Source organism: Rheinheimera sp. MM224, from assembly GCF_947090785.1.
GTDB lineage: Bacteria > Pseudomonadota > Gammaproteobacteria > Enterobacterales > Alteromonadaceae > Pararheinheimera.
In genome coordinates, this window is record NZ_OX352320.1 from 2671405 (window position 1) to 2688040 (window position 16636).

At 46.3% G+C, this 16636-nt stretch carries 12 protein-coding genes; 5 read left to right on the forward strand and 7 right to left on the reverse strand.

Annotated elements, in window-relative coordinates; all coding sequences use genetic code 11:
- Positions 1-468 precede the first annotated feature (468 nt).
- Complete coding sequence (locus OM978_RS12580) at positions 469-3066, forward strand: TonB-dependent receptor plug domain-containing protein (protein WP_264342547.1); 2598 nt, start codon at positions 469-471, stop codon at positions 3064-3066.
- Positions 3067-3259: 193 nt separating this feature from the next.
- Entirely contained in the window at positions 3260-5107 is a 1848-nt protein-coding gene (locus tag OM978_RS12585; RefSeq protein ID WP_264342548.1) for a cytochrome c/FTR1 family iron permease, read from the forward strand.
- 47 nt (positions 5108-5154) lie between these two features.
- Here OM978_RS12585 and OM978_RS12590 read toward each other — a convergent pair whose 3' ends face one another.
- The 3 genes from OM978_RS12590 to ahr all read right to left on the reverse strand — a co-directional run bounded on the left by OM978_RS12590 (position 5155) and on the right by ahr (position 9466).
- On the reverse strand, positions 5155-6525 hold the full coding sequence (locus OM978_RS12590; protein WP_264342549.1) for a DUF2252 domain-containing protein: 1371 nt from the start codon (positions 6523-6525) through the stop codon (positions 5155-5157).
- 91 nt (positions 6526-6616) lie between these two features.
- A complete protein-coding gene (locus OM978_RS12595; protein ID WP_264342550.1) occupies positions 6617-8260 on the reverse strand; it encodes an amidohydrolase family protein in 1644 nt (547 codons plus the stop codon).
- A 204-nt stretch (positions 8261-8464) separates the two neighbouring features.
- On the reverse strand, positions 8465-9466 hold the full coding sequence (ahr, locus tag OM978_RS12600) for an NADPH-dependent aldehyde reductase Ahr (RefSeq protein ID WP_264342551.1): 1002 nt from the start codon (positions 9464-9466) through the stop codon (positions 8465-8467).
- A 256-nt stretch (positions 9467-9722) separates the two neighbouring features.
- On the opposite strand from ahr, the gene rimO reads away from it, so the two are divergent.
- The gene (gene rimO / locus OM978_RS12605) at positions 9723-11123 is read left to right on the forward strand and encodes a 30S ribosomal protein S12 methylthiotransferase RimO (protein ID WP_264342552.1); all 1401 of its coding nucleotides are present in this window, start codon (positions 9723-9725) and stop codon (positions 11121-11123) included.
- Positions 11124-11189: 66 nt separating this feature from the next.
- On the opposite strand, the gene OM978_RS12610 is transcribed toward rimO, so the two are convergent.
- From OM978_RS12610 to OM978_RS12625, 4 genes are read right to left on the reverse strand one after another with little or no spacing between them, the layout of a single operon-like run.
- Positions 11190-12422 carry a GGDEF domain-containing protein gene (locus tag OM978_RS12610; protein WP_264342553.1) on the reverse strand — a complete coding sequence of 411 codons (1233 nt, stop codon included), beginning with the start codon at positions 12420-12422 and terminating at the stop codon, positions 11190-11192.
- Positions 12423-12457: 35 nt separating this feature from the next.
- Complete coding sequence (locus OM978_RS12615; protein WP_264342554.1) at positions 12458-12964, reverse strand: cyclic nucleotide-binding domain-containing protein; 507 nt, start codon at positions 12962-12964, stop codon at positions 12458-12460.
- A 3-nt stretch (positions 12965-12967) separates the two neighbouring features.
- A complete protein-coding gene (locus OM978_RS12620; RefSeq protein ID WP_264342555.1) occupies positions 12968-14788 on the reverse strand; it encodes a monovalent cation:proton antiporter-2 (CPA2) family protein in 1821 nt (606 codons plus the stop codon).
- The gene (locus OM978_RS12625) at positions 14778-15329 is read right to left on the reverse strand and encodes an NAD(P)H-dependent oxidoreductase (protein ID WP_264342556.1); all 552 of its coding nucleotides are present in this window, start codon (positions 15327-15329) and stop codon (positions 14778-14780) included. Before OM978_RS12625 ends, OM978_RS12620 begins: the two co-directional genes overlap by 11 nt.
- Before the next feature lie 359 nt (positions 15330-15688).
- Here OM978_RS12625 and OM978_RS12630 point away from each other — a divergent pair, with 359 nt between their 5' ends.
- Positions 15689-16048: a PadR family transcriptional regulator gene (locus OM978_RS12630; RefSeq protein WP_264342557.1), complete on the forward strand. Its 360-nt coding sequence runs from the start codon at positions 15689-15691 to the stop codon at positions 16046-16048.
- 38 nt (positions 16049-16086) lie between these two features.
- Positions 16087-16635, forward strand: coding sequence for an HAAS signaling domain-containing protein (locus OM978_RS12635; protein ID WP_264342558.1), 549 nt, complete (start codon positions 16087-16089; stop codon positions 16633-16635).
- Position 16636 lies beyond the last annotated feature (1 nt).

Here is a 16636-nt window from a genome sequence, read left to right on the forward strand (position 1 = left end):
GCGGCAAAATTCACATATAATTTACAATAAAAAGGCGAAATAGAGACAAACTTCGCCCGTTAAAGGTGCAAAACCCTGTAACTGGAAATTGCTTAAAAAAAGCGCTTGACATCAATAGCAGGATCAGACAATTTTGAGCCATACCAACACCACTCAATTTATAGGAGAGCAAAATGCAACGTTGTGCTGCAAACCCAAACAGCTACTACTGCTCTACCTATTACCTTTCCGAGTGGTTCAATAATTAGAACAACTTCTGCCTTAGCCAGAAGTGTGTTCTGTTTGTCCGTGTTTTACACCTACAACTAACACCACACTTATTTGCACGTTGACATCATCTTTCAGGCCTTGATCCGTCTGATTTTTGCTGCCGCTGCCTAATTTGCTGCGCTTCTCGCTTTGGCACGTCCTTTTTTATTCGAAAAAAACAGATTGCCATCAGGCAACACCAAAACCAGAGGAAGCACTATGTCACATCATAAAAAAATGAAGCTCAGTAAAGTAGGTATGGCCACACTGTTTGCCTTGTTTGGCACCCAGCAGGCTTATGCGCAACAACAGGCTGAAGCAACAGAGCAAAACGAAGCAACGATCGAAAAAATTGAAGTTACAGGTTCACGCCTTAAGGGTGTGGATATGGAAGGCGCTAACCCACTGCAGATCTTTAGCCGGGATGATTTAGCAAAAAAGGGCTACGACAGTGTCAGCGCTTTTTTACGTGATTTACCCCAGGCATCAAGTGCTGGTACTTTCACTGAAAATGGTGGCGTGGCAGGCAATGACGGCACACCAGCGGGCGCTGCTGGTGTCAGCTTACGAGGTTTAGGTTCAAGTTCTACCCTGGTTTTGGTTAATGGTCGCCGCGTTGCGGTAGATTCCTTTACCAACGGTTTTGACTCATTTGTGAACGTCAACGCCATTCCTATGTCTGCACTGGAACGGGTTGAAATTCTGACCGACGGTGCCTCTTCGGTTTACGGTTCAGACGCTATAGCTGGTGTAATCAACTTTATTTTGCGTAAAGACTATGAAGGCCATGAACTCACAGCCTCCTATGGTGATGACACGGCAAGCAGTGACTTTACCAAACACAACCTGACCTACACTGGAGGCTTTAGCACCGACAATAGCAATACCACAGTGGTCATCGACTACTTTGATAAAGATGCGCTCTTTAACACAGACCGTCCTATAGACGTTACTTTTACCTCCAGTACCCGCGTGACCATAGACGGCAGCGATTACGCCGAGCCTTGGTGTGGCACAGCAACCAGTAACAGTGGCACTCGCTGCCAGTACGACTATGTCAGCGAGCGTGCTATCCAACCAGACAGTAAAGCTGTAGGTGCAACACTTAATCACATCTACCGTTTAGGCAATGATCGTGAGTTTTTTGCCGAAGCTATGCTGCAACAAAACACAGGCTCAGCTTATGATTCAGCTGCGGCTTTTGATGTGCGTGTTGCTGGTGATGCCAGCTTTGTGCCGCAATGGGCCAGAGATGCAGATGCCGAAGATGGCGAAGTCAATCAAATCCGTATTCGTTCACGTTTTCCTGAGCGTCGTATTCAGGACTACGACAGCCAAAGTTATCGTTTGTTAGCTGGCTTACGCGGCGAGCTGGGGGATTGGTCATGGGAAACCGCTGCGACCTATGGCAAAACCGACAATGAAATTACCCATGTTTCAGGTTATATGGGCATTGATAAAGTAGCTGATGCTCTGGCAGATGGCAGCTTCAATCCATTTAACCTTGGCCGCGATAATCCAGACTCTGTGATTGCCGGTTTACGTGAAATAGCACCTCGTATTGGTGAGTCTGATGTGTACTCGGTAGATTTCAACTTCTCTGGTACCTTGTTTGAAGATATCAGCGCTGTATTTGGTGGTGAATTCCGGGGTGAAGAAATCTCCGACAGTCCGTCTGAAGTGGCAAAAAGTTATGGCATTTTTGGTTTAGGTGCCAGTGATGCAGCGGCGGACCGTACTCAATATGCACTGTACAACGAGTTTAATATCCCATTGACTGAGAAATTAGACGCCATAGCGGCTTTGCGTTACGACCACTACAGCGATTTTGGCGGTGATATCAATCCGAAATTGTCACTGCGTTATCGCGCAACTGAAGATCTTATTTTACGCACCTCATGGAGCACAGGTTTCCGCGCCCCTTCTCTGTCGCAATTAGGCGCTGGGACTTCATTAACGGCAAACTACATCGACTGTGGCGCTGATCAGCCATTTAATGCACTCTGTGGCGACTTTGGTGGCACAGCGGGCGAGCTGGAATTTGATCAGGAAACTTTGGGTAACAAAGGCCTGGATGCTGAAAGTTCAGAAGCCATCAATATTGGTGCCTCCTGGAATCTGACAGACGATTTACAATTCACCATCGATTACTGGAAATACACTCACGAAGACATTGTAGATGTCGATGCGAACACCACCTTACGCGCCTGTATCGCAGGCTCAGCACCGGTGGTCAGTGACGAAGCGGACTTAAATGGTGAGTTTGGTTGTGTGATTGATGGCGGCAACGATTTAGTTTTCCTGCGCACTGGCTTCTTTAATGTGGGTAGCCAGGAGACAGATGGTGTCGACTTTAAACTGAACTATAAACTGCTGACCCAAAACGCTGGTGAGTTTAAGTTTAACATTGCCGGTACCCGCACTTTATCTTATGAGCGTCAGGTCACAGCAGATAGCCCAGCTGAAGATTTGTTAGGAAAACTAAGTGGTGCGTCCGAAACAGCCCGTCCTGAATTTGTCGCAGATGCCGGCACTGAATGGCGTTTAGAAAATTGGAATGCGAGCTTAGGCGCACATTACATCAGCTCTTTAGGTGATGGTGACTTTAAATTTGATAACGACACTGTATCTTCATGGCTGACCTACAACGCCAGTCTGGGCTACGACATTACCGACGATCAAAGCCTGTTGCTGAGCATCCGTAACCTGACTGACAAGGAACCACCTTACGCCTCGTCTCCAACCAATGGTTACGCCAGCTCAGTACACGACTGGTTAGGCCGTCACTGGACTTTGCGTTACTCAATAAAGTTTTAAGTTTCCTTTCTCCTTTCACCTGGATGAAGTTGGGGCCTGCCTAATAGCATGGCCCCTTTTTTTAAGATTAAGTTCAGTTGTCGTTATTCACCACTATCACTGAGTTCAAATAAAAAACGAGACTAGGCTTTTTGGTAAGCTCTCCGTATAATGAGAATAATTCTTGTTAGAGTACTTATACAGTAGGTGAATTATGGCATTTCGTGTTGTTCTGGCGTTGATAGCATTACTGGCTTTTCCAGCTTTAGCTTCGGATAAATTGATCCAATACATTGAATATATTGGCGCTGATTACAGTGCAGCGGTGGTCGATGGCAAAATTGTAAGCTCCGCTGAATATGGCGAAATGCAGGAGTTTTCTTCTTTAATAGCGGAAGAAGTGACTACAGCACCACAAGAGTTACAGCAACAATCAGCTCAGTTAAAACAGCTGATTGCTGATAAAGCGGCAGAAAAAGACATTCAGGCCTTAACAGCGCTGATGCGCCAAAGCGTGATTGCTGCCATGCCTTCTATCCCTGTGCCTAAGCAAAGCCCGGATTTAAAACGCGGTGAAGCATTATTTGCCACCAACTGTGCAGCTTGTCATGGCGCAACAGCTATGGGCGATGGCCCAGCTGGCGCTCAGATGGACCCAGGCCCTACTAACTTCCATGAAGTAGAACGTTATCAGGCCCGCAGCGCTTATGGTTTATTTAATACTATTACCTTAGGTGTAGCGGATACAGGCATGGCTTCTTTTGCCCATTTAGATGAACAAAGCCGCTGGGATCTGGCGTTTTATGTCGGTCATATCGCAGGTAAAGGTCTGGAGACCAGCAAAGTGCCGGACGCCATGATCGAAAGCGGCGTAGTGAAAGATTTATTAACTGCTACACCAAAAGATTTGATCAAACTTTACCCTGACTTTGGTGCAGAGCTGATGAGTATGTTTCGAAGCAACCCGGAGCGTTTTTTCCAGGCCCAGAGTAAAGATCCGCTGATGATAGCTCAGCAAAAATTACAACTTTCTGCTGATTTGTATGCGCAAAATCCGCAAGCCGCTTATGATCAGGCTGTTTCTGCTTATCTTGATGGCTTTGAACTGGTAGAAAACCCATTAGGCACAGTCAATGTAGAACTGCGTGACCAAATCGAACATAGCATGATGGGCCTGCGTCAGTTACTGAAAGACCCAGCGCAAAAAGATGCTGTTGTTCCTCGTATCGCTGAAATTCAAAGCCTGTTAAAACAAGCTCAAACTGAACTGTCAGAAACCCAATTGAGTGGCACCAATGTGTTTTTAGCGGCGCTGCTGATTTTGTTACGTGAAGGTTTAGAAGCTTTACTTGTGGTGGCTGCTATTTATAGCGTGGCAGTAAAAACCGATAAACCCGCTTTGCGTCACACAGTACATATCGGCTGGATAGGTGCTTTGGCCTTAGGTGTTGTCACCTGGTTTGTTTCAAGTTTTGTGATTGATATCTCAGGCGCGTCCCGCGAGCTGACTGAAGGTTACACAGCACTGATTGCAGCCGCTATTTTGTTCTACATGGGTTTCTGGATGCACAGCAAAACCAGCGCTAAAGAATGGAGTAACTTTATCCAGAACAAAGTGCAAAACGCAGTATCAGGCGGCGCATATTTTGGTTTAGGTCTGGTGGTGTTTTTAGCGGTATACCGTGAAGCCTTTGAAACTATTCTGTTTTATCAGGCCTTGTGGTTACAGGGCGGTGAACAGGCACAGCAAAGTTTTGTTGCAGGTATAGCTGCAGCTCTGGTACTGCTGGCCATTTTAGGTGTGGCTGTATTTAAGTTTGCACTGAAATTACCACTGAAAACCTTCTTTGGCAGCACTGCTTTGCTTATGCTGGTTCTGGCCATCGTCATGGCAGGCAAAGGCATTGCTGCACTGCAGGAAGCTGGTACTTTATCGGTTAGTCAGTTGAACCTGCCAACCATCAGCTGGTTAGGTTTCTACCCTAATACTCAGGGTGTGATTCTACAGTCGGTTTTAGTGCTGATTGCTTTGGTTTATCTGGTTCGCAGCCGCAAAGGTTAAGTTGTGGGGTCAGAGTCTTGACTCTGACCCCTGCAGTTTCCAAAGCTTTAGGCAGTTTCGATCTGTGGGTCAGAGCCTAAGCTATGCCCCAACAATTGCCCCAGCAACTCGCAGTCTGTTTTTTGTTGCTCTGCATAATCAATACAAGCCTTTACCAGTTCATCTGTCGCTTTAGGTAAATACTTCACTACGGCTTGCTCAAAGCGGAATGAGCGTCTGTCGCCTCTGCTGTGGGATAAAGCCAAAGTACGGCCACAAGCCTCTGCATACTCTGCCAGCTCTTCACCTGGAGCTTTTTCAGCACAACATACATCTTCAGGATCAACATCCACGTTGGCGTGATGCAGTGAGCGCACCAGATAATGGGCACCATTCCAGTAATGTTCGTCCAATACCAGGTCCGGACGACGCTGCATTAATCGCTGACAGTCCACCGTTAAATGAGCGGCATTTAGACGGTTAATAGGGCTTAAATCCGGGAAAAAATACAAAGGTGCAGAATCCCTTTGTTGTTTGGCTTCAATCAGGTGACACAAAGCCAAATCTTCTTCTGAATGAATGTCTTTTGGACCTACTAACAAATAATAACGCTGCATATTTAAAGAGCCGGTTCCAGCGCCCTGGCGGGTGACGATATCCAAAATATCGTCACTGACATAAGGCCGGAAAGCAAACTCCACCTCCTTGTACAACTCTTCGCTTAAGCGACTGAATTTCACAGGGTCTTGTTTAAATGTCAGAGGACGCGCTGATAAATCAGCTACTTTGCCTAGCGTGCTTTTGCGTAAAAAGTCTTCGCCTTTGGCAGAGCGTTTAATGGCTTTTTTCAGCACAGGTTTTAATACATGGTTTTTCGGGAAATCATCCAGCACTGAATATCTAAGCTCTGGCTCTTCTAAAATAGCCTGACACTGAGCGGCATAAGCGCTTAAAAAACTGCGCACTGCAGTCACAGCATCTTTGGCTGTCACGACCTGTAACCCATCCAATGCGAGGCCTTCTTCATTAGCATAACGCTGTTGTTTTACACCCTGACAATAATCAGCTGCCAATAAAATACTGACCGCAAAACGGCTCCAGTCCCAAACCGCATGACCAACACAGGCATCGTCAAAGTCATTAGGTGCAAAAATCACTCTGTCACCGGACGAACCTTCTTCGGTAAAAAAGCCAAAGTTAGATAAATGACAATCCCCTATCACTGTCGTCAGCGGGATTTTTGTGGTGAGAAGTTCCGGCAACTTCAATACAGAGTGTTTGATATCAGCATAAAACAGCCCTGAACTCCCCCGTAAAAACCGGAATGGGTTCATCGCCATTTTCTGATGTTTAATAAGCAAAGGATCGATGCCTGGTGCTACTGCATCTGTACGTTTAAATTCCTGCTGTAACTGTTCACGACGTTGTTGCTCTGGCATAAGCTTTCCCTGAATGAATGCATTTCAAAGCATACTACGCCATAACAGCCTGCCGTCTGAAGCTGTTATGGTTTTATATTTGTAAGCAAAATTAAAGCTGCGCCATGCATTCCACTTCTACTTTGGCACCCAATGCCAGACCGCTGGCAGCAAAAGCGCTTCTTGCAGGTAAAGGCGCTTTAAAATACTGAATATACACTTTGTTAGCAGCAGGCCATTCTTTGATATCAGCTAGCATTAAAGTACATTTAAACACAGCATCAAAACCCAGCTTGTGCTCTTGTAATACAGATCCAATGTTCTGCATTGCTTGTTGCATCTGGCTTTCTATTGTCTGGCCATTGAGCGCCATAGTGCCTGGGAAATTGCCCAATTGACCTGACAAATACAACACACCGTTCACTACACGAGCGCTGCTGAAGGGTAAACGACTGTCATCACCACGATATACAAACTGACCATTTTTAATCACATGGCTGATTTGACGGCTATTGCTGATACTTTTTGTCGGATCAGCGGACAGGATCATCAGGTTAGCTTTTTTCCCTGCTTCTAAGCTGCCCACCTGATCTGCTATGCCAATAGCTTCTGCACCATGTAAAGTCGCGGCCTGAATAGCTTCCAGCGGAGTTAGCCCCGCTTGCTCAACCAGTAACTGCATTTCCTGGTGCACCATAGGGTAATCAAGCCCGGCTTTATCCGTTAAATAATCTGTGCCCGCTACAATTTTGATGCCTTGCTGATGCGCCAGTCGGGTTAACAACACACCATGCCGATAAATGGTGGCCGCATTCAGGTTACGTTGTTGTAACTGATGGAAAATAGTTAAGGTGGCATCCAGCATAGTGCCTTGTTGCTTCATTTGCGTCAGCAATGGCAGGTAATTAGCGCCGTCAAAGGAGGCTTTTTTCACTTCTTCGGACACAGGTAAATCTTTACGGCGCCAGTTTTCATAGGATGAAATGACAGTAGCGGCTAAATCAGGCGCATGCGAAATCACCTCAACTCCGGCTTGTACTGCATCTGCAGGTTTCGCAGGACCTACATAAGCATGAGCCCATACTCTTACGCCATGTTTTTTCGCTGCAGCGGAAAGCTTTGGCATTAAATCAGCTGGTACTTTGGCGTAAATTTTAATGCCGGTAGCACCAGTACCTATAGTACGAAGCATTAAGGCATCAAAGTCGGTCTGCGAATTCACCGAACGCATCCAGTCGGTATCGCCAGGGGTTTTGCCACGGGCAGAGGCCACAGTGCGTGGATCACTGAAAAATTCAGGCCCGCCAATAATCACCGAATAATAAATATCAGGCGACTGAATTAAATCCAGTTCGGCCTGACGTTTTAAACCCATCAACACCCGCACATCACCGCCCATATCCCGCACTGTGGTGACACCACCTCTTAACAAAGCACTAAGCCGTTGCTGTGTAACAGTGGCGTTGTCGCCTCCTTCAGGTTCAGTCGCATGATGCACATGAGCATCAATAAGCCCCGGCAGTACATACAGGCCTTTCATATCCAGCACTGTGCTGTCAGCCGGACGTTTTTGACTGCCCGTGTCATAGATGGCGCTAATGCGGTCACCATCAAGCGCAATAGTCTGACCCGCTTTAAGTTGTAAGTCTTTTACATCAACTAACGTGATATTTTCTAATAACACCGTCTGTGCTGATGCAGCACAGCTCAGGACAATAAAGAGTAGTGCGACAGGACGGGAGAGCTGAATTGCCATTTTTTCTCTTCTAAGTGACTGTTCTTATTTGGTTATCCTAGTTATACCTAAGCAACAGCAAAGCAACCAGCCAGATAGCGAGAGCCTGACGTTAAAAATCTGCATCTGAACGCATTTACTAACATTGCCACTATTACCTATACCGTAGTTCGCGACAGCTGGAAAAGGCCGAACAGCAGCACCGGCCTTTTTAAAGAAACAAGCTTACCTCTCCAGCACAATCCGATAACGGGCTTTGCCACTTTCCAAATGCGCTATAGCCTTGTTAATCTGGTCAAACTTAAACATTTCCACCACAGGCTGAATATTGTGTTGCACTGCAAAATCCAGCATCTTTTTGATAGTCGCCGGGCTGCCGACAGGAGAGCCTGAAACAGAACGTTGCGCCATAATTAAGCTGAATACGTTCAGATCCAAGGGTTCCAACGTAGCACCGACAAAATGCAACCGGCCTTTAGGTTTGAGGGTTGAAAGGTACAAATTCCAGTCTAATTTCACATTAACTGTCGTTAAAATAAAATCAAAACGCCCTGCAGCCGCAGCTATTTCGTCGGCATTTCTTGAATTAATACAATGATGAGCGCCTAACTCTTTCGCTTCAGCCGTTTTACTTTCGCTGGAGGTAAAAGCTGTGACTTCACAGCCAAAAGCACGTAAAAACTGCAGCGCTATATGACCCAAACCACCAATACCTATCACTGCCACTTTGTCAGTCGCTTTGACATCAAACTGCACCATAGGGTTAAACACAGTAATTCCACCACAAAATAAAGGCCCTGCGGTTTTTGCATCCATGCCTTCTGGCAATGCCACTACACTGGCCGCGTTAGCCCGCACTTTATCGGCGAAACCGCCGTGACGACCTACAATGGTACCTTCTGCTGTAGCGCATAAATTGTGATCGCCACTGCCACAACTGCTGCAGACCTGACAATAACCCGAATGCCAGCCAAGCCCGACCACCTGGCCTTTTTTCAGATGACTGACATCTGCACCTAGCGCGGCAATACGCCCCACTACTTCGTGACCTGCAACCAAAGGGTAAGCCGACATCCCCCAATCGTTATTAATCATGGATAAATCTGAGTGACACAGACCACAATAATCCACATCAATTTCCACATCCTGGCGGCCCAAGGGACCAGGCTCGAACTCGATCACCGACAAGGGTGAATGAGGTTTTAATGCTGCATAAGCTTTGATCATAAAATTATCTCCTGACTAATAAACGACCTATTGATGAACAACAGCTACGCCAAGAGTATTGGCGATGATCAACAAACTGGCAGGGAGATCCGCTATATTTTTCCGGCTTTTTAACAACTTTGCCTGGATCCGCGAACAGAGACAAAGATAAGCCCGTCTATTGAGTGTTTTTTATACAGCAAGGACTGTATCTTCCAGTCGATTCAGGTATAATCCGCGCACTTTTTTTCCGGCCCTTTTACTTTGCAGGATTTACATGACAGTCGAAACCTTTGACCCATCACAAACCACCACACTGGAAACTCCAGTGAAAAGCCTGACGGCTCAGGCGCAAGCCAATGGCTCTGGCGCAAAAATCGGGTTTGTAAGCTTAGGTTGTCCAAAAAACCTGGTGGACTCAGAGCGTATTCTGACGCAGTTAAAAACTGAAGGTTATCAAATAGTTCCAAGCTACGATGATGCGGCGTTAGTCATAGTAAACACCTGTGGTTTTATCGACAGCGCAGTGCAGGAATCCTTAGATACCATAGGCGAAGCTTTAGCTGAAAACGGCAAAGTCATAGTGACTGGCTGTTTAGGTGCGCGTGAAGACGAAATCCGCGAAGTGCATCCAAACGTGTTAGGCATCACTGGCCCACACTCTTATGAAAACGTGTTAAAGCAGGTGCATGAATTTGTGCCTAAGCCAAAATACGACCCTTTTATGCAATTAGTACCGGATCACGGCATTAAATTAACGCCTAAACATTACGCCTACTTAAAAATTTCTGAAGGCTGTAATCACCGCTGCACCTTCTGTATTATTCCTTCGATGCGTGGCGACTTAGTCAGCCGCCCTATTGGTGAAGTGCTGGATGAAGCGGCGCGTTTACAAAAAGCTGGCGTCAAAGAGCTGCTGATTATTTCTCAGGACACCAGCGCTTATGGTGTGGATGTAAAACACCGTACAGGCTTCTGGAATGGCCAGCCGGTGAAAACCTCAATGCAGTCTTTATGTGAAGCCTTAGCCGATTTAGGCATTTGGGTTCGCCTGCATTATGTTTATCCGTACCCTCATGTGGATGATGTGATCCCACTGATGGCACAAGGTAAGTTATTGCCATATCTGGATATTCCATTCCAGCATGCCAGCCCGCGTATTTTAAAACTGATGAAACGCCCTGGTCAGTCTGACCGTGTATTAGAGCGCATCAAAAAATGGCGTGACATCTGTCCTGAACTGACAATTCGTTCTACTTTTATTGTCGGTTTCCCTGGTGAAACAGAAGAAGAATTCCAGGAATTATTAAACTGGTTAGAAGAAGCTCAGTTAGACCGCGTTGGCTGCTTTAAATACAGCCCGGTCGAAGGCGCAAAAGCCAACGACTTGCCTGATCAAATTGCTGAAGAAATCAAAGAAGAGCGCTACCACCGTTTTATGGAAACTCAGCAGCGCATCAGCGCAGCACGTTTGCAGAGCAAAATTGGCCGTACGATCAAAGTCTTAATTGATGAAGTTGACGATGAAGGCGCCATTGGCCGCAGCTTCGCAGATGCTCCTGAAATTGACGGCGCAGTGTACTTAAACGGCGAAACCTCATTAAAACCGGGCGACCTGGTTGATGTGGTAGTGGAAGAAGCTGACGAATACGATTTATGGGGCAGCTTAGTCGAATAAGTGAGCTGAATAATAAGTGACAAGCTTTGCAAAAAAACGGCCGACAGGCCGTTTTTTTAATTTTCGTCAGGACAAATCTGAACCAAAGACTATACGATTACGCCCTTCGGCCTTTGCCTGATACAGGGCATCATCGGCATCTGCCAATAACTCTTTTAAATCTCTCAATGCACCAACACAACTGGCGCCGCCTACGCTGACGGTTAATTTCACAGGTCTGGCTTCAATTTCCCAGGCATGATGCGCAATACGTTCACATAAACGCTGGCCAATTAAACCGGCCTGCTCTGCACTGGTGTTTGGCATTAATACCGCAAACTCTTCACCGCCCAGCCGGCCTATTAAATCGGAAGTCCGTAACCCTACTTTGAGTAAATCAGCGACTTTTTTCAACGCCAGATCACCAATAGCATGACCCCATTTGTCGTTAATTTGTTTAAAGTGATCCAGGTCAATCATCAGCACAACTACACTGTGCTGCTGATGCCTGCTGTGCAATAAAGTCAGATTGGCTCTTTTTAAGAACTCACGACGGTTCAACAGCTGAGTTAAATCATCCAGTTCTGCCAAGCGCATCAATTGATTTTCAGTATGGGAAAACGACAGCAGTGGCAGCATAAAGCCTGTGCCAATGGTTAATAACACATGACCCAATAATACCCACTGCAAACTGGGCAAACTAAAAGCTCTGTAGTCTTCGCCTATTATCGGCAGAACTAACACCACCTGAAGCAGCATTAAAGCCGCATGCACAGCAAAAAATGTCTGTAATACAAAAACAGGAAATTTTGGTTTTAAACGGGCTTTTTTCAAAAGCACAATGGCATAAATAAAGATCACAGCAATGCTGAATGACGTTAATGCAGTAGAGGCATTGTTGACCTGGTGCAAGATACTCAAAGGCAAAACATACAGAGTTAATAACAACACAACCTGCTGCCTGGAACGCGCACTGAGCTGCCCTCGCAAAAATAGCACTAAACCAGTGACCACTAAAGCCGGAGAGACTAATAACAATAGATCCGCCAACAGGTAGGTGATCAGCGGCTGATCAATATAAGTTCTGGCACCTGCAGCGCCAGCCCCGGCCACAAAAACAAAACAGGCAATGGACCATAGCAGAAAACTTTTATCATGACGGCGCAGCAGATACACCATAGCGAGGTAGCAGCCAATCATCAGATTGACCACCAAGGTTAACAGCATCAGCGTGGGTAAATGCAGTTCAAATCCATGAAAATTAATGACTAAATACTCCGATATACCATGACTGCGGCAGTATAGCCCGTTGTGTTTCATATATACAAACAACTTGAACTGCCGTTTTATACCTTTTAACTCTGATTGCTCAATTGTATTTCTTCATCGATAGACAATAGTCTGGGCAGTGGCAGCACACCATCCAGCTCAATCAAACGTTCACTCAGCTGACTGACTCTTTGTGTCAGGCCAAAAATGATTTTGTCTTTGATAGCCGAGCGTACCCTGTCTGGCAATAGCTGAAAGCTATCGCTGTCTATTTTCATCAACACCATATCTGTTTCAGCTATCACTGTGGCGCTGCGTGGCTCGTTGCAAATAAAACCGACTTCACCGACAAACTGGCTAGGGACTAATTGTCCAATCTGATGATGCCGGTGATAAACCAGCGCCTGGCCAGATAAAATTATATAAAAAAACGGCTCGTATCCGCCCTCTTTAATCAATGCCTGGCCATGATTACATACCTCAAAAGCCTTTGGCATATGCAATATCAGCTCCCGGTCTGCAGGAGCCAAGTCTTTAAACAAAGGGATCCGGGCCAGAATTTCCATCAAGCGTAATTTGTTGCTATAACTCACGCATTACTCCTTCGGGTGATTACCTTCTTCAGCAACCAGATGCACTCCCTGATACCGCTTAGGCGCATCGCGGCTTTCCCGTTCAAGTTGACGCTGCAGCTCTTCCCTGCTTTGTTTAACTAATTGAATGTAGTTCTTTTCATCCTGCTGACGTATCAACTGCATTTTATCAATCAACTGGTAATTAGCGGCCCTGAAACGGTCAGCCAACTCTTTGGCTTCATACTGTCCCATACCCAGTTGAGTTAATACATCCCGGCCCTGACGTAATGATGCTTCAAATAATTCACGCTCTATATGCTGTACGCCCATCTGACGTAACTGATACAAGTGCGCCACATCTTTAGCCCGGGCCATCAGGGTTAAATGCGGGAAATGTTGTTTGGCGTTACTGACAATAGCGTTGATGGCCTGCACATCATCCACAGCAATCACCAGAATTTTAGCTTGCGCTGCACCAGCAGCCTCCAGCACATCCATCCGGCTGCCGTCACCGTAATAGACTTTAAAGCCGAATTTTGTCATGGTTTGAATGGTGTCAGAGTCATGATCTAATACCGTTGGTACTATGCCATTGGATAGCAGCAAGCGACCCAGGATCTGGCCGTAACGTCCAAAACCCGCAATAATCACCGGACTGTCAGTATTCTCTACGTCCGTGCTCTGCTCTGGCTGTTGTTTTTGCTGACGAGCCGACCAGGCATCCTGCAATTTCATCAACAAAGGCGATACGGCAATAGACAAAGCGATCAATAAGTTCAGCATAGCGCCTTCTGTTGCACTCAACAGTGCTCCGGCCGTCGCTAAAGCAGCCAATACAAAAGCAAACTCACTGCCCTGTCCAAGCAATACTGCGTAGCTGAAACGCTCAGGTGCTGCAATTTTTAAAGCACTGGCAACCCCATATAACAACAGTAGTTTTAAACCGGCAAAGAGTAGCAACAACAGGCTGATGAGCTGCCACTCTGTACTGAGTAGCTGCATATTAATACTGGCGCCTATGGTGATAAAAAATAGTCCTAAAAACAGCCCTTTAAAAGGTTCTAAGTCGGCCTCTAATTGATGACGAAACTCTGAGCTTGCCAATAATACGCCTGCAATAAAAGCCCCTAAACCTGCAGAAACACCAACCGCAGTCATCAGCTCCATCACACCTATCACCAACAATAAAGCCAGGCCTACAAACAACTCGCGGGAGCCGTGATGTGCCACCCAATGCAGTAAATAACCGATCAGATAACGGCCCGTTAAAACCACAGCCACTACAGCAGCCAGAGCTGGCAAGGCTTTAAACTCCGCCGTATCGGCCGAAGGAGCAATTAAACTGACACCAATCAATAACGGAATAGCGACCATATCCTGCAGCAATAAAGCGCCAAATACCGACTGGCCAGTATGAGTGCCCATTAAATTGCGATCCTTCATCAGCTGTATAGCCACAGCTGTGGATGAAAGCGCTAAAGCCAGGCCAATAAAGACCGATAAGGCATAAGACAGTCCCAATAAAAAAGTAGCGACGGCTATACCTAAAGCGCACACAAACACCTGCAAGGAGCCAAATAAAAATACTCTGTGGCGCATGGCCCAGAGCTTTTTCGCATCAAGTTCCAGCCCTATGCTAAATAACATCAGGACTACGCCCAGCTCAGCCAACAGCTTGATATCATCAGTATTGCTGGCAATAGCAAAACCCGCAGGCCCCAGGGCAATACCAGCCAATAAATAGCCCAGCACCACACCTAAACCAAAACGTTTAGCTAAAGGCACCACCAGCACCATAGCTGCCAGGTAAATCATCAGATAAGTTAATACATTAAGATGCATGACCGCTTCCTTGTTGTTCTGTAGCAACAGAAAGTTGCTCCAGCCCCTGACGAAACAGCTCAGCAGCCTGGGTGGCAATAATGCTATCGGTCAACTCAGGTAACATTAAAGGTTGCTGCCATTCCATACCGCAGGACAATGCCAATTGACGCAAAGGCGTAAACATCGTCTGCTGATAACAAGGGTCTAGTTCGTGATGACTAGCGACAGCATGAGTCACCAGCCAGAATTTTTTGCCCTTCAGTGACATCACAGATTGTGCCGAAGCATCTTTGCCATAAGCCCAGCCATACTGAAATACTTTATGCAGATACTGCACTAACAAAGCGGGCGGCAAGCCCCACTGCATAGGGTAATGCAAAATAATTGCGTTGCTGTGCATCAGCATCTTCTGCTCCAGCGCCACATCAATATAAAAATCTGGATACAGCTGATACAACTCACGAAGCTCCAGCCCAGGCCAATGCTGCACAGCATTGAGCATCAACTGTTCCAGCCGGGCATGGTGCGCATAAGGGTGAGCGTATAACAAACTAATCATAACGGGCTAATTATCCTTTAAAAGCAGTGACTACAGTGTTTATGAATGATGATGCGCTGGCAAGGGCGCAGTTAAAATAAAGCAGTCTTATCGCTTGTTTTGCTTTTTACTGCTTTTGACGCACTGGATAGAGTCTGCAAGCCGGTAGCCGTAGCATTGTTCAAGCTCAATGTGCGGATCAACGAGACACTTGCACACCTCTTTCTTCAGTCATATCTCGAACAAGCCTTGTGATTTGTCCAAATAAACTCCTTGCCTTTGTATAAATAATGCACTACAAAACAATCTTGCAGTGCAATATATACTTGTAGTACATAAATACTTGCTGTGCACATCGCATTTAAAAATAGGAGTACAGAGTGGAATCTTCAGAACAAAAATGGGATGTGCAGTTTCGCAAAGGCTCGCTGGAAATGGCGATTCTGGCGCTGTTACATCATGAACCACAGTATGGGCTGCAAATTCTGCACAAATTACATGAATTTGAAAGTCTGCAAATTACCGATGGCACCTTATACCCCTTACTTGACAGGCTAAAACGGGAAGGCGTGATTGATAGTTTTTGGCTGCAGGAAGGCGAAGACAGGCCGCGTAAATACTACAAATTGTCGGCTTTTGGCATAGACAAACTCAATGCCTTAAAAGCTCGCTGGCAACAATCCGTCGACGATATTTATGCCTTGTTTGAACAAAGTGGCTTGACGACAAAAACTCGCTGATCACAAAAACACACTGACAACACTGAAAGGAACACGCAATGGCACGAAGTGAATTAATACATAACTATCTGGCTGAACTTCAAATTTACCTGTCGCGAGTCAGTGAAGTGCAAGCACAGGAAGTGGTTCAGGAAATAGAAAGCCATATTTACGATACCCTGGCAATGCAACAAGGAGCAGAAGACTCCGCTGTAGAAGTTATTCTGGCTCGACTTGGCACAGCACGGGAACTGGCGGCTGGTTACATAGACCACATCACTATAGGCGTTGCACCGCCCAAAGGATTAAAACCACTGTCCCGAGTCAGAAAAGGCATCAGTAAAAGCCTTTATTATCTGATCTGCATCTTAGGCTACGGCAGTGGTGCCGCCCTGTTGCTGGTGGCACTACTTAAGTTGCTGCTGCCATCAAGTTTCGGAGTTTGGGTTGCAGAGCATGGCAATAGTCTGGTGATCGCTTTTAGCCAGCTTGAACCTCAGGCGAATGAAATACCCGCATTATGGCTTATCCCTGTGGCATCTCTCTGCGGTGCCGGCCTACTGTATCTGACCCGCCAAATCGCCCGCATCTTAAAAATGCATCTGTGAA

Bases quoted from the DNA above. Each gene is read 5' to 3' on its own strand.
- OM978_RS12580 (WP_264342547.1), top strand. From the start codon at position 469: ATGTCACATCATAAAAAAATGAAGCTCAGTAAAGTAGGTATGGCCACA.
- OM978_RS12585 (WP_264342548.1), top strand. From the start codon at position 3,260: ATGGCATTTCGTGTTGTTCTGGCGTTGATAGCATTACTGGCTTTTCCA.
- OM978_RS12590 (WP_264342549.1), bottom strand. From the start codon at position 6,525: ATGCCAGAGCAACAACGTCGTGAACAGTTACAGCAGGAATTTAAACGT.
- OM978_RS12595 (WP_264342550.1), bottom strand. From the start codon at position 8,260: ATGGCAATTCAGCTCTCCCGTCCTGTCGCACTACTCTTTATTGTCCTG.
- ahr (WP_264342551.1), bottom strand. From the start codon at position 9,466: ATGATCAAAGCTTATGCAGCATTAAAACCTCATTCACCCTTGTCGGTG.
- rimO (WP_264342552.1), top strand. From the start codon at position 9,723: ATGACAGTCGAAACCTTTGACCCATCACAAACCACCACACTGGAAACT.
- OM978_RS12610 (WP_264342553.1), bottom strand. From the start codon at position 12,422: ATGAAACACAACGGGCTATACTGCCGCAGTCATGGTATATCGGAGTAT.
- OM978_RS12620 (WP_264342555.1), bottom strand. From the start codon at position 14,788: ATGCATCTTAATGTATTAACTTATCTGATGATTTACCTGGCAGCTATG.
- OM978_RS12625 (WP_264342556.1), bottom strand. From the start codon at position 15,329: ATGATTAGTTTGTTATACGCTCACCCTTATGCGCACCATGCCCGGCTG.
- OM978_RS12635 (WP_264342558.1), top strand. From the start codon at position 16,087: ATGGCACGAAGTGAATTAATACATAACTATCTGGCTGAACTTCAAATT.